The organism is Vibrio vulnificus CMCP6 (assembly GCF_000039765.1).
Taxonomy (GTDB): Bacteria; Pseudomonadota; Gammaproteobacteria; order Enterobacterales; family Vibrionaceae; genus Vibrio; species Vibrio vulnificus_B.
The window spans coordinates 1,469,868-1,483,624 of the sequence record NC_004460.2; the positions used below are offsets into that span (position 1 = coordinate 1,469,868).

Annotated in this window: 10 protein-coding genes; 6 read left to right on the forward strand and 4 right to left on the reverse strand. The window is 45.9% G+C overall.

From position 1 onward, the window contains the following. The first annotated feature begins 1,159 nt into the window (after positions 1–1,159). Positions 1,160–1,894, forward strand: a complete 735-nt coding sequence (locus tag VV1_RS21350; RefSeq protein ID WP_011082217.1) for an RNA methyltransferase — start codon at positions 1,160–1,162, stop codon at positions 1,892–1,894. A gap of 148 nt (positions 1,895–2,042) precedes the next feature. Here the strand turns inward: VV1_RS21350 and fdxA are convergent, their stop codons facing one another. Further along, a complete protein-coding gene (gene fdxA, locus VV1_RS21355; RefSeq protein ID WP_011082218.1) occupies positions 2,043–2,366 on the reverse strand; it encodes a ferredoxin FdxA in 324 nt (107 codons plus the stop codon). A gap of 288 nt (positions 2,367–2,654) precedes the next feature. Here fdxA and VV1_RS21360 point away from each other — a divergent pair, with 288 nt between their 5' ends. Beyond that, the gene (locus tag VV1_RS21360) at positions 2,655–4,271 is read left to right on the forward strand and encodes an NAD(P)/FAD-dependent oxidoreductase (protein ID WP_011082219.1); all 1,617 of its coding nucleotides are present in this window, start codon (positions 2,655–2,657) and stop codon (positions 4,269–4,271) included. A 65-nt stretch (positions 4,272–4,336) separates the two neighbouring features. On the opposite strand, the gene VV1_RS21365 is transcribed toward VV1_RS21360, so the two are convergent. Together VV1_RS21365 and VV1_RS21370 are read right to left on the reverse strand one after the other, a co-directional pair. After that, positions 4,337–6,502, reverse strand: a complete 2,166-nt coding sequence (locus tag VV1_RS21365; RefSeq protein WP_011082220.1) for a TonB-dependent siderophore receptor — start codon at positions 6,500–6,502, stop codon at positions 4,337–4,339. 143 nt (positions 6,503–6,645) lie between these two features. Next, positions 6,646–7,575, reverse strand: a complete 930-nt coding sequence (locus VV1_RS21370) for an AraC family transcriptional regulator (protein WP_043921211.1) — start codon at positions 7,573–7,575, stop codon at positions 6,646–6,648. Positions 7,576–7,747: 172 nt separating this feature from the next. On the opposite strand from VV1_RS21370, the gene VV1_RS21375 reads away from it, so the two are divergent. The 3 genes from VV1_RS21375 to VV1_RS21390 all read left to right on the forward strand — a co-directional run bounded on the left by VV1_RS21375 (position 7,748) and on the right by VV1_RS21390 (position 10,482). Further along, entirely contained in the window at positions 7,748–8,503 is a 756-nt protein-coding gene (locus VV1_RS21375; protein WP_011082222.1) for a siderophore ferric iron reductase, read from the forward strand. Positions 8,504–9,092: 589 nt separating this feature from the next. Next, positions 9,093–9,629, forward strand: coding sequence for a hypothetical protein (locus VV1_RS21385; RefSeq protein WP_011082223.1), 537 nt, complete (start codon positions 9,093–9,095; stop codon positions 9,627–9,629). A gap of 10 nt (positions 9,630–9,639) precedes the next feature. Next, positions 9,640–10,482: a hypothetical protein gene (locus tag VV1_RS21390; RefSeq protein ID WP_011082224.1), complete on the forward strand. Its 843-nt coding sequence runs from the start codon at positions 9,640–9,642 to the stop codon at positions 10,480–10,482. Positions 10,483–10,526: 44 nt separating this feature from the next. On the opposite strand, the gene norR is transcribed toward VV1_RS21390, so the two are convergent. Next, positions 10,527–12,059, reverse strand: a complete 1,533-nt coding sequence (gene norR / locus VV1_RS21395; RefSeq protein WP_011082225.1) for a nitric oxide reductase transcriptional regulator NorR — start codon at positions 12,057–12,059, stop codon at positions 10,527–10,529. 203 nt (positions 12,060–12,262) lie between these two features. Between norR and norV the strand changes: the two genes are divergently transcribed. Next, on the forward strand, positions 12,263–13,747 hold the full coding sequence (gene norV, locus VV1_RS21400; RefSeq protein WP_011082226.1) for an anaerobic nitric oxide reductase flavorubredoxin: 1,485 nt from the start codon (positions 12,263–12,265) through the stop codon (positions 13,745–13,747). Positions 13,748–13,757 lie beyond the last annotated feature (10 nt).

Sequence of the window (13,757 nt, forward strand, 5' to 3'; positions counted from 1 at the left end):
GTGCACTGGCAAAAGCTTCATGCGGTGGACGCGGATGAATGGATTCCCGCGTGCGCGAGAATGACGACAAGTGATGTGACTCGGTGTTATTGCATTGTCGTTGCTGCTGTCAGTTTGCGATTGCTCAAACAGTACCGAGTTCACTTCCTTTTACGGGTTATCGTTCCACACCTAAGCACAGCTATTTAGTATCACTATTTGATACCAGTCGTGCCAAATTTCTAGTTCATCGAATTTTAAGTTGTTATGGGGGATTCCGACACGTCACCATTTAATGTCTACTTTAAGTAGAAAGCAATATCAGACACATGGAATAATAGAATGTTAAAAATTATAATAAATGGCGTTAAGGAAATTAGATCAAAATCTCAACTCTTTTTTCTATCTCTTGGCTCACTTCTTCTCTCACTATTTCTATTCTATTTATTTTCACTACCTCAAATTTCACTTCTAATCTCAGTCGAGAAAGAAATATCAGGCTATACAAACTTTGATATCGTATGCAAGTCTAGGAAACCACAAGCAATAAAAATAGCTGAATACTCATTAGATTTAGATTACGAAAAATGTAAGGAAATACAAAAAACCAAAGGAGAAATAATTATAAAAGTTTATGAGTCAGAGTTTTACTCGAAAATATCTGAACTATATACCAATAACATCAAAGTAATAAGCAAAGACCACTCTTATCGCTATTACTTATTTTCCATATTATTAGGATTACTTTGGCTATCAATAAGCCTTCTACTTCTAACCATGTCAGTAATATATGCTATTTACTTTCTCAAAAGATTAAAATGAAAATGGATGAAATATGTCCATATATGGGCGATGAAGAATGTGTTGAAAACAGAACAACAAACAATGAGGCTTGTATCCCCTATGGGAAAGGGTATAGCAATGGCTCTCGCCTCATTTAGCGATTAGAAAGCGATGCAGGCTAATTCCCCGTGAATCTGCCACTCTCGGTTTGTCCCAACTAAAAGTCAAAAATCGAGCAACCGTTGGCAATCAAATGCGCCGAAATCACTGGATAATAGCCATAGCGCCATCATTCATCGCCCCATCTTCTGTTTGTGTATGAGGACAACATGCCAATCCCCTTTAGCTCATCGCGGCTTTGCTCTATAATTCGCACGCTTTTATCTGGGACAATGCAATGATTTCAAAAAACCAACTAAAACTGCTTCGAGCTTTGGGGCAAAAGAAACAGCGCAAAGCGCTTGGCTTATTTCTGGTTCAAGGTGAAAAAAATGTCCTTGAGTTGGCCAACAGCACGCTCAAGGTGAAACAGGTGTTTGCCACGGCAGAGTTTCTACAGCAACATGCGGTTGAGCTGGCAGGTTATGAATGCATTGAAGCATCGCTGGACGATTTGACGAAGGCGAGCACGCTGGTGAGCAACAACGCGGCGATTGCGGTGGTAGAAATCCCTGCGATTGAAACGCCAAAAGCACAAGGTTTGATGATCGCCCTTGATGGTGTGTCTGACCCCGGTAACCTTGGCACCATCATCCGCGTGGCGGATTGGTATGGCATCAAACACATTATTGCCAGCAGCGATTGTGCCGACCCATACAACCCGAAAACCATCAGTGCCACCATGGGCAGCTTTGGCCGTGTGCAGGTGAGCCTGGTTGATCTGCCCAGTTACTTAGAGCAGGCAAATTTGCCAATTTATGGTGCGTTTCTTGAAGGGGAAAGTGTTCACAAAACGACGTTCTCAGCGCAAGGCATTTTGCTGATGGGCAGTGAATCTCACGGTGTTCGTGAACAAGCGTCGAAGCTCGTCACCGACAAGATCACCATTCCGACGTTTGGTGGGGCAGAATCGCTCAATGTGGCGATGGCAACGGGCATTATTCTCGACAATATTCGCCGTCAGCACAGTTAAGCGTATAGTTTTGCTGCTGTGAAATAATAAGTGGTTTCAATAGCAAACCGTTTACTTGAAATAGCAAAAAAGCGTCGTGGAATACGACGCTTTTTTATTGAATCCGTTTTTCTCGAATCTGGTTAACCCATCGATTCGCTGGGAAAACTTATCTTTCGAGCATGTCCAACTTGTTTGGCACGCCATTCCACTTTTCTGCCTCATCCATTGCTGGCTTCACTTCGGTTTGTACTGGCCAGAGCTCGGCTAATTCCGCATTCAGCTCTTTGTAGATCACTTGATCTTCTGGCAACTCATCTTCTTGGAAGATTGCCGCGGCGGCACACTCGTCCACACACAAACCACAGTCGATGCACTCGATGGGGTTGATCACCATGAAGTTCGGCCCTTCGTGAAAGGCATCCGCCGGGCAAACGGCGACACAATCCGTGTATTTACATTGGATACAGTTATCAGTTACCACAAATGCCATGACATAGCGCTCTTTAGTTCAGTGAAACACATTCTTCAATGACACGTTGCGGTCAAAAATGAAGAAGGGGGATGATACTGATCCCAAGGCAAAATTCAACATTGGTGACGGCGATTGTTATGGTGAACTTTGCTTCGTTCTGGTTTTTAGTATGACCCAGTTCTGCTTTTTGTATGACATAGAAAGCAATTTCTCGTAAAATGCGCGCCATTGTGAGCTGCGCTGGTTGTTTTTTTTAGAAGGAAATGATCCAGCAAGGCTAAGACACCAACTGTAACGAGATATCCCATGATACGTTTAACTGAACTTCGACTTCCTCTCGACCATGAGGAAGGCGCGCTTCTCGAAGCCATTACCGCCAAGCTCGGCATTTCCGCAGAGCAGGTTCTTTCTTTTTCCATGTTTAGACGTGGTTACGATGCTCGTAAAAAGACCAACATCCAGTTGATTTACACGCTGGATATTGAAGTGGCGAATCAAGACAAGTTGTTAGCGAAGTTCAGTAACGATCCCCATGTTCGTGAAACGCCGGACATGGAATACAAGTATGTGGCTCAAGCGCCAGCGAACCTCACTGAGCGCCCAATCGTGATCGGTTTTGGCCCTTGTGGCTTGTTTGCTGGCCTTGTGTTGGCGCAAATGGGTTTCAACCCAATCATTGTTGAACGCGGTAAAGAGGTGCGTGAGCGTACCAAAGATACCTTCGGTTTTTGGCGTAAGCGTACGCTGAATCCGGAGTCAAACGTACAGTTTGGTGAAGGCGGTGCGGGCACCTTTTCTGACGGTAAACTTTACAGCCAAGTGAAAGATCCTAATTTCTACGGCCGCAAAGTGATCACCGAATTCGTTGAAGCGGGCGCGCCAGAAGAGATCCTCTACGTGAGTAAGCCGCACATCGGTACCTTTAAGTTGGTTACGATGATCGAAAAAATGCGCGCGAAAATTCTTGAGCTCGGCGGTGAGATTCGCTTTAGCACGCGTGTTGACGATATCCATATGGAAGATGGCCAAATCACGGGCGTGACGCTGTCTAACGGTGAAGAGCTGAAATCTCGCCATGTGGTGCTCGCTGTCGGTCACAGTGCGCGCGATACCTTTGAAATGTTGCATGAGCGCGGCGTTTATATGGAAGCGAAGCCGTTCTCTGTCGGTTTCCGTATCGAGCACAAACAGTCGATGATCGACGAAGCGCGTTTTGGTTCAAACGCGGGCAATCCAATTCTCGGCGCGGCAGATTACAAACTGGTGCACCATTGTAAGAATGGCCGCACGGTTTACAGCTTCTGTATGTGTCCGGGTGGCACGGTAGTAGCGGCGACCTCTGAAGAAGGCCGCGTTGTGACAAACGGCATGAGCCAATACTCACGTGCTGAGCGTAACGCCAACAGTGCGATTGTGGTGGGCATCTCTCCTGAGATCGATTACCCGGGCGATCCGCTCGCGGGTATCCGTTTCCAGCGCGAGCTTGAATCCAATGCTTACCGTCTTGGTGGTGAAAACTACGACGCACCTGCACAGAAAATTGGTGACTTCCTAAAAGGTCGCGATCCAAGTGCTCTTGGTGACGTGGAGCCATCATTCACGCCAGGTATTAAACTGACGGACCTTGAGAAGGCGTTGCCACCCTTCGCTATTGAAGCGATCCGCGAAGCGATTCCCGCGTTTGATCGCAAGATCAAAGGTTTTGCGTCTGAAGACGGTTTGCTCACCGGTGTGGAAACGCGTACCTCTTCTCCTGTGTGCATCAAGCGCGACAAAGAATACCAAAGCGTTAACCTCAAAGGTTTCTACCCAGCGGGTGAGGGTGCAGGTTATGCTGGCGGTATCCTTTCTGCGGGTATCGACGGCATTAAAGTGGCCGAAGCCGTTGCGCGTAGCATGGTGGCTCAGCTAGAAAACGCCTAGTTGAAACGAAGTGAAATAGAAAAAGCAACTCCGAAAGAGTTGCTTTTTTTGTCGATTTTATTTGGTTAGAAGCCGTAATTCACGTTGAGCTCGACGGTTTGCTCCGCGCCAAACCAGCAGTTGGTCTGGTTGTAGCATGAGTAATATTGCTCATTGAACAGGTTGTTCACCACCAAGTTAACTTGCGCGCCATTGAGTGAATCACTCGCGCTGCCCAGGTCGTAACCAAGCGAGAGGTCAGCGACCGTGTACGATGGCACCTTGCCTTGGGTGTTGGTAGCATCCATTTCCATTTCGCCCACATAACGCACACCACCACCAATACGAGCACCACTTAAAGCACCGGAAGTGAGGTAGTAGTTCGTCCAAAGATTTGCGCTGTGTTTTGGCACATAAATCGGTGTCGTTCCGACAAGCGTGGCATCGGTGGCTTTTTTCACTTCCATATCAAGGTAGGTGTAAGAGGCCAGCACATCCCAGTTATCAGCCAGATAGGCTTGCCCTTCAAGCTCGACACCTTGAGACGTTACTTCGCCCAATTGGATCTTTGCACGGAACGTTGGGTCGTTAGGGTCGGCGGCAATGGAGTCAAATTTGGTAATGTTGAAGTAAGACGCGGTCAACGTGTTGGCCATGTCTGCAGACATGTACTTAAAGCCCACTTCGATCTGCTCGCCCGTTTGCGGTTTCAAGCTCTTGCCGTTGATGTCGGTGCCTGCCGCGGGTTCAAAGCTGGTGGCATAGTTGGCAAAGGGTGACAGGCCATTGCCAAGCTCATATAAAGCACCAACACGATAGGAGAACTGGTTGTGATCGGACGTTTCTTTGCCATCATACGTTGGCGCAGTACTTGTCTTATCATCGTGGGATTTGAACAGATCGTAACGTCCGCCTGCCAGCAAAATCAGTTGGCCGTGGCGTATTTGATCTTGGAAATAGACGCCCAGCTGTTCAAAGCCAATATCGTGGCGCTCTGAATAGACTTCGTTGAGTTGGCTTTTGTCTAACAGATTGTTGTTTGGTTGATAGGCATTGAAGGTATAAAAAGCAGCGTTGCCAGCGAACTCTTTGTATGAAGAATCCCCATCGAGATCTTGGTAATCGACGCCAACCAGCAAGTTGTGCTGCCAATTGCCCATCGTCACTAGACCAGAAAGCTGGTTGTCTATCACCACACTCTTGTAACTTTCATCGGTAGTATAGATATTTCGAGACAGCGCACCCGTCGCCGCTGTAAAGCCGGTATCAAGGTGATAAGTGTTCTCTTGGTACAACGAGGCATCGGTATAACGGGCATTTTGTAGAAATGACCAGTTGTCATTGAACTCGTGATTGAGCTTATAGCCAAGCATGAGTATGTCACGCTCGAAGGTACTCCAATTGGTATCTCCCATCGAGACCGAAGGCGATTGTCTTTTCACCACTTCAACAGGCATGGAAGAGTTGATGCCCATGGCGGGATCGTTCTGATAGTAAAGATTTACGTTGATCAGAGTGCGATCGGTTACTTGCCAGTCGAGAGACGGTGCGATGAGATAACGTTCTTCATCGGCACCGTTGACTTGGCTATCTTGCTTACGTGCCATGGCCACCAGTCGGTAGGATAGGTTGCTGTCACCGATTTGCCCGGCAGAGTCCAGCGACGCTTGTACAAGATGACGCGAGCCCGTTGCCAGCCCTACCGATGTGCTTTGTTCCTGTTGCGGTGATTTGGCAATGATGTTGACCATGCCGCCCGGAGGCATGGTTCCGTAGAGCACCGAGGTTGGGCCTTTAAACACTTCTATTTGCTGAATTGCGACTGGGTCAATTTGTGGATGCAAGTTCCAGCCTGCTAAGTAAGGCAAGATCAAACCATCGTAATAGTTCTGGTTGTTTGTCTCAAAGCCGCGGATAGAAAAGTTGTCGTACATGGTGACCGCAGCACCTTTTTGTTCCGTCACTACGCCCGGAGCATAGCGCAGGGCTTCATTGACCGATTTAACACCGCGCTGATCCAGCAGTTCTTTATCAATGATCGTCACACCTTGTGGTGTCTCCTCGGGCTCCAACGCCGTTTTGGTCGCCGTATTGCGATAGACCTTGCCAAGCACCGTAATGGTTTCAAGTTGGGTCGTTTCAAGCTGAGCGTTTTCGATGCTGCTTTGCTCGGCGGCAACAAGAGGAGTGGTAAACGTAGCCATGATCGCAAGCGCGATAGAGGAAGTTTTAAATGGAGTTGTTGTGTTCATAGTGTCCCTAAATACCAATGCATACTTAATGGTAGTAATTCTCATTTGCATTGTATTGGGCAGCTCAAAAGATAGTTAACAATTTGGTGCAACTTCAACACAAACTTAAAGTCACTTGTTGATATACATGAGCTTGGATAACCTCATACTTTTTGGATCGGTACCCAGTACTCCATTTCAGCATTGAGTGAGTTGGGGTGATAGTCAGTGGGGTAGACTTCCAGTTCATAACCATCTATGCCGCGATAGCCAGAATTTGGCAGCCAATGAATAATGAACCATTCCAGCGTTTTCGGAAGTCGCTCAATCGGGCCTTTGTGTTTTACGATCGCGTAAGTTTGTTGGGGTACTGCCAGCGTTTCGAGTTGATCGGAAATCAAACTGGGCAGTTCTGGAAGGGATATGTTCGAATCAAGTTCGATACCTGCCCAATACTTGATGTGGCTACCATCGAAACTCGCTTGAGTTACATCCACGACACCAAGTCTTCGGTTCATTAATGGCGGAAGGTTTGTGGCCGCTTCTTCAAGGTTTTTCCAAAGCAGAGGGACGACTTGTGCGAAATTGGGCTTAAGAGAAAATAAGCCATTCATTTCCCCACGAACCCCTTTCAGCAAAAACGCCTCTTTGGTGTCGACTTTCACTTCAACAAACGAGCTTGCATTGATGCCTGCGTGATTAATTTCTGATATTTCGATGGGTTTCTTTAGGCCAAAGCGTTGCGCTTGCTTGCGATAGAGGCGAGGGCTGTAGCCAAACAACTGCTTGAATGCGCGGCTAAAGGCGATCTCGGAGTTAAAGCTAAGGGAAAGGGCGATATCAATGACTCGCTGATCCGTATCCAACAGCATTTCAGCGGCAGTGCTCAGTTTCAATTCACGTACATAGTGCGCGACGGTTAAGCCCGTTTCCGCTTGAAAGACGCGTTGCAATTGCCAGCGTGACCAGCAACTTTGTTCCGCAATTTCTTCCAGAGACAGCGGCGCATCAAGGTTGTTATGAATGAACGACAACACCTTGCTGATGCGATTGAATGTCGATACAGATCTGTCTCTACTTTGTGCTGTTGCCACAATGAATACCAAGCATACGGATTGAATTGTACCTCAACCATGAGGGTGGCATCAGAGTACAACTGTTAAGTCAATCAAAAGAGAATGGTTATCATTTTGCACCGTATTGTTAAGTTTTACAATTCCTGTTGCGTTAAGGTATTGGCCAACTCACACTCGATATTAGTTGTCTATGCGCCCAGAATGGCTCAAACGTTTTTGGTTTCGTCCACCTCCACCCGCTATTTATCAATTAATTTTCACGCACTCGAAGCAGGTTTCCCCCTATTTAAAAGGCTCATTCGGAGAGTTGCCGAAAGCGTGTATCTTGGTCGGAAATCCAAACAGCACTGCCATCATACAGAGCATTTATCACCAGCTTACGCAGGCTAATCCAGAAGCGGGCAGCAGTTACTGGTTAACGCGTACTTGGGACTTGCTCTGTTGGCAACCTATCTATCTCAGTTTTCTCTCCATCTATGGGTTAAAGTCGTTGCCAGATTTTGCGCACTTTGGCCAGTTCCAGCATCGTGGCTTTATTGCGGGATACCGCTTTGCCTCTGAAATGCACTGGCATGGCGAGCCGGAGGTATTGGTCCCGAGAGCTGGTGAGCAGTTATTAATTTTGTTTGAGCAATACCGTCAACAAATCAACCACTGGACACGAATTCGCCCCGGATTTAGCAACCACTTGCTCGCCGATTTGATTTTAAGTTGTCTGATCAAGCTTCAAACCATGAGACCTGAACTCAACAATGGCTATATCGAGCAGCAAGCGAAACTTTGGTTGGATGCGTTTCATTTATCTGACAAACACTTAGCGAGTCTCATCCAAGAGGAAACTGAAGGCAGGCTCAAACACATTAGGATGAGCTGTTGTTTAGCATACAAGTGCCGCAACGGAACCCTCTGCCAAGATTGCCCCAGACTTTCCACGAACAAACGTTAAAGGCTTGTGAGCTGGGGGAATGCCAGTGTTTTGGTGATCGACTCTATCACGTTGAGTTTGAAAGGGGCGAGGAGGTGAATGCTGGTGCCTATTATTTAATGCGAGTCACATGAAATCTACAAAATAGTTACTTTCACAGGTGACTTAAGTACGTCTCATTTTTCTGAATGAAATGAGCATTTGATCTGAGGCTGTGAATTTTTAATTTAGTATTGATATTTGCAATGACAAGCCTGTTTGACAAATCCATAAAACTGAATGCGAATGTCATTAAAGGGCTGATGGTGATTTTTATCAGAGGAAAAATATCATTATTAAGTATCTTATTGATGGTTTTAGAGGAAAACCCAATTTTGTAAGCAGAGCTCATGCTCGATATCGAGTTGATGAGCACCTCTATGAATTCTCCTTTCCCGATAATTACTCTAGTTTTAAATACTATCTTCAGGAAACGAACTTAGACGTACTTAACGACAGTGCCGATCCCAACTTTTTTGAGCATAAAGTTGATCTGGGTTTCTTCTCATATCGATTTCACAACGTCATTATCAACCCTATCGATCTCTATAATAGCCAAGGCTTACTGCTAGTGATCTTGAGGCTTAAAAAAGTGCCACAATCATTTGATGGCATTGAATCGTTAAACGCTGTGATAGAACAAGAATATCTAGACTTTTATCATGATCCTGTACCAGTAGAAAGAACGTTGCGTGGTCGGCATACCGAGGATATGAATCACGCCTCTGAATATGCAAAGAAAAGATGGGAGGATTATTCGGATGATGAGGATAAGAAATCAAGAGATGCCTATATTTTAGGGAACTACATGAGGGCCTATCCGCCAATAAAATGTACATCTATTACACTTGGTAAACATACATATTCTAAGTACGTTGAAGGTGATATTAACTACAAACATATTTTCCAACGAGTGTACAACCTTCCGCTCAAAGACAACTATATGTTGAGCTTTTTGTTTAAATATCGTTTAGAAGGCGAAGCGTCTAAGAAAAAATTCCGAAAGTGGCTTCTTTCTTCGGATGAAACGTTTGAACATAAAGTCCTTGAAACGCTCGAGATATCTCGTTTGGTCGATCCCCAGTTAAACGCTATTTTCGCTAAGTGATAGATATATTATGTTTATTAAAAACTTTCGAGATGGTTTTAGAGGTAAACCTAATTTTGAAAGATTAGAACTAGCTCAATATAAAATAGATAATTATTTCTACGAGTGCTCATTTCCAAGCAATTACTCTAGCTTTGTCTATGAGAGGGAGTGTGTGTCTTTACCTATATCTAATGATGCTTTTGTTAATGATGGCCATGAAGACATTGTTCATCTTGGTTTTGTGTCCTATCGATTTAGCAATGTCATTAAAAATCCTTTACTTCCATGCAATAGTCAGGGTTTGCTACTTGTGATCGTAAGAATAAAACAAGTAAAAGAAAAAATTGATGATGTTGAATCCCTTGGTCGTATTCTTGAAAAAGAGTATGTTGACTATTATCACGACCCAAATCCAGATCATAAAAGCCAGCGCGGAAGGCATACGGAGGATATGGAAAATGCATATAGATACGCTAATAAAGTTTGGGGGAATTTACCAGATAGTGACGATGATTCTATAGAAAGAAATGACTATCTGCTTGGTTCGTATCTGAGGTCATATCCGCCAATAAAATGTGAATCTGTGAAAATAGGAAAATACGGTTATTCTAAGTATGTAGAGGGGAACATCGATTATAAAAATACCGTTAGAAGATTCTATAATTTGCCTATTAAAGATAACTATATATTGAGCTTTGAGTTTAAATATCGTTTAGAAGGCGAAGCGTCTAAGAAAAAATTCCGTAAGTGGCTTCTTTCTTCGGATGAAACCTTTGAGCATAAAATACTCGAAACATTGGATATTTCTCGTTTGGTGGATGCCTCTACTGAGAACGAGATCGCGTTCATCTCAAGCCAAGGTAAGCAGTAGATTCGGCACATGGTTATGTTTCGGGGCTCATTGAGCCCCTTTTGTTACTTAATACCTAATCGCTTGGCTAGACGATGAAGGTTGCCACTGTCGAGCTCTAGTTGCCTTGCGGTGGCGGCCCAGTTGCCTTGGTTAGACTCTAATGCTCGTAAGATAAGTTTTTTTTGAAAGGCGTCGGTTGCCTGTTTCAAACCGATGTCGCTGTGAATTTCGTGTTGAGCTTGCGAGGCTGCAACGGTTGGCATCATGGGAGAAGTCGGCGTTTTGATGTCGAAATCTTGCGAGATCAGTTCGATGTCCATTTGCGGCGTGCGCGCTTTGGCCAAAACGGCGGCGCGTTTTATGACATGCTCCAACTCGCGTACATTGCCCGGCCAGTGGTACTCCCTAAGCTCTGCGACCAGAGAAGGGGAGAGCCGAACGCTGTGTAAGCCGAGTTTGCCTCGGACTTGTTCAGCAAAAAATCCGGCTAGCAAAATCACATCCTCTTCGCGCTCGCGTAGGGGTGGCACATGCAACGGAAAGACACTGAGCCGGTGATAGAGATCAGCACGGAAACGCCCCGCTTTGACTTCCTCATGCAGTACTCGGTTGGTTGCGGCGACGATACGCGTATTAACGCGAATATGACGATCATCACCAACGCGTTGAATGTCGCCATATTGCAGCGCTCGCAATAGCTTGGCTTGTAGCTCTAACGATAATTCACCCACTTCATCGAGGAACAGCGTGCCACCATCGGCTTGCTCAAATTTCCCTTTGCGGTGGCTGATGGCGCCAGTAAATGCCCCCTTGATGTGACCAAAAAGTTCGCTCTCCGCTACCGATTCCGGCAGCGCTGCACAGTTGAGGTAAACCAAGTTGTTTGACGCTCGGTCAGAACGATGATGAATCGCATTGGCGACCAGCTCTTTGCCCACTCCAGTTTCGCCCATGACCAGCACAGACAGCTCGGTGTTGGCGACCGCATCAATCTGATCTTGCAGTGTTCTCATCCCCTGTGAGTTACCGATGATCTCATTACTGAGCGTGCGCTTCTCGGCGTAAGATTCACGCGGCAAGCTGGCTTGGGTTTCCAACTGTTCCAAAAGCAGCGCGGTATGCAAGCCACCGGCGGCCAACGCACTGATAAAACGCAATTCTTGGTTTTTTAGCTGATCAAATTGGTTTGGGTCTAACGCATCGATGGTGATGGCACCAATCAGTTGGTCATCAATCAGCAATGGTAAACCAATGCACGAGTGAACGTGGAGTTTGCCTTGGTGGTTGGTGATCAGGCCATCGTAGGGATCGGGCAAAGTGCTTTCAGAGGGAAAGCGCACAATGTCTCCTGCTCGCGCGATGGCTTCCAAGCGAGGATGCTGTTCAATGGAGAAGCGTCTGCCAAGAACTTCTTTGGCCAAACCATTGATTGCTAACGGCTTAAAGTGTTGATCTTCAAATAAAAGCAGCGCAGAGGAGTCGCAATTGAGTACGTCGCGAATGGTGGTGAGCAGGGTATCGAATCGCGCTTGGCGTGTGAGCGCAGAGTTGAGGTCCTGAGTGATGTGCAACCACTGGGCGATAAGCGAAGTCATAAGGTCATACCAATAATGTCAATATGACAATTGTAGTGTCTAAATGACAAAATTCAATAGTGTCATTTAGACACTGTTAAAAGTTGGATTGATTTTAACTTATTGAAATATATTGGTTTTAAAAGTTGGCATGGTCGCTGCAATAAGAATAAGTAGATGTTTAACCAAGAAAAAATTTTCACTTATTTTGCAAGGTAGTAATCATGACGATTCATGTAAAAAACAATATTCATTGGGTAGGACAACGCGATTGGGAAGTACAAGATTTTCACGGTACAGAATACAAAATGACCAAAGGTACCAGTTACAACAGCTACTTGATTCGTGAAGAAAAGACCGTACTGATTGACACGGTTGATCATCGCTTTAGCCAGCAGTTTATTCAAAACCTGCAAATGGAAATCGATTTGCAAAGCATCGACTTCATTGTGATTAACCATGCTGAAGAAGATCACTCAGGCGCACTTTCGGCGCTGATGGAGAAGATCCCCAACACACCAATTTACTGCACAGAAGCCGCAATTGATTCCATTGTTGGTCATCATCACCACCCTGAATGGAACTTCAAAACGGTCAAAACGGGTGACAGCATTGATATCGGTAATGGCAAGCAATTGGTGTTTGTTGAAGCCCCAATGCTGCATTGGCCAGACAGTATGATGACGTATCTGACTGGCGATGCAGTACTGTTCAGTAACGACGCTTTCGGCCAGCATTACTGCGATGAGCGCTTGTTCAATGACGAAGTGGATCAAGCGGAGTTGATGGAGCAGTGCCTTCGTTACTATTCCAACATCCTGACGCCTTTTAGTGCTTTGGTGACGGCGAAGATTCAGGAAGTGCTGAGCTTTAACCTTCCTGTCGATATGATTGCCACCTCACACGGGATTGTCTGGCGTGAGAATCCAACCCAGATCATCGAGCAATACTTGGCTTGGGCGAATGACTACCAAGAAGACCGCATCACCATCTTCTACGATTCCATGTCGAACAACACACGCATGATGGCCGATGCGATTGCTCAAGGTATTCACGATGTTGACCCGAGTGTTGCCGTGAAAGTATTTAACGTTTCCAAGCAAGATAAGAACGAGATCTTAGCCAATGTGTTCCGTTCCAAAGGGATTCTGGTTGGCTCTTCAACCATGAACAACGTGATGATGCCGAAAATCGCTGGCATGTTAGAAGAGATCACCGGGCTGCGTTTTAAAGCGAAAAAAGCCGCGGCTTTTGGTAGTTATGGCTGGAATGGTGGTGCAGTTGATCGTATCCACGCGCGTTTAACCGATGCAGGGTTTGAGACGGCGATTAGCTTGAAAACCAAGTGGCGTCCGGATGGAAAAGCGATGCGAGAGTGTCGTGAGCATGGTCAGCAGATCGCCAAACTGTGGGCCGTTAAAGATAAATCGACCTTGAGTACGCCTGTAAATGCCTTTCAGTCAGCAACACCAATCGAGGGGATCGAAGCGCAGCAACCGTTAACAGAAACCACGCCAACCGCAGACGCCGCACATTCAGCCGATTGCCAATGCATGGTTTGCACCGTTTGTAATTGGGTGTATGACCCCGCTAAAGGGGAGCCCAATCAAGGCATTGAAGTGGGCACCACTTGGGCCGATGTACCGGATTATTTCCTTTGCCCAGAATGCCATTTAGGCAAAGACGTTTTTGTTGAATACCAAGGGTAAGGAGGGTGTG